The 456-nt window shown below is 63.6% G+C and carries 1 protein-coding gene; it reads left to right on the top strand.

The genetic code is table 11. From position 1 onward, the window contains the following. Positions 1-456 (top strand): ADP-ribosylglycohydrolase family protein (locus J5M71_RS28315; protein WP_207838945.1); only part of this gene is annotated, 456 nt, incomplete at both ends.

The following is a 456-nucleotide window of genomic DNA, read 5'->3' on the forward strand; positions in this document are numbered from 1 at the left end:
GAAGCGGGGCGCTACGGCACCACCAATGGCGCGGCGATGCGCATTACCCCGGTGGGCATTGCCGCGAACGTGGCCGATCCGCAGCGCTTCATTGCAGCGGTCGTGCAGGCTTGCCAAGTGACGCATAACACCACGCTGGGAATTTCCAGTGCGGCGGCGGTGGCGGCGGTGGTCTCTGCTGGCATCAATGACGTCGATCTCGGCGAGGCGCTGAACCTCGGCCAGCAGATCGCCCAGCAGGCCGAAGCCCACGGGCATTGGGTGGCTGGCGGGCGCATAGCCTCGCGTATCAGTTGGGCGCGCAGTATCAGCGTCGACAGCGACAAAGCATTGCTTGCCGATCTGCTCTATGACGTGATCGGTACATCGGTGGCGTCGCAGGAGTCGGTGGTGGTTTCATTCGCCCTGGCCCAGCAAGTGGCCATCGGTGAAATGACGGCATTCGAAGCGTTGTGT

This window comes from Pseudomonas sp. 43(2021) (assembly GCF_017490805.1).
In the GTDB taxonomy this organism is placed as follows: Bacteria; Pseudomonadota; Gammaproteobacteria; order Pseudomonadales; family Pseudomonadaceae; genus Aquipseudomonas.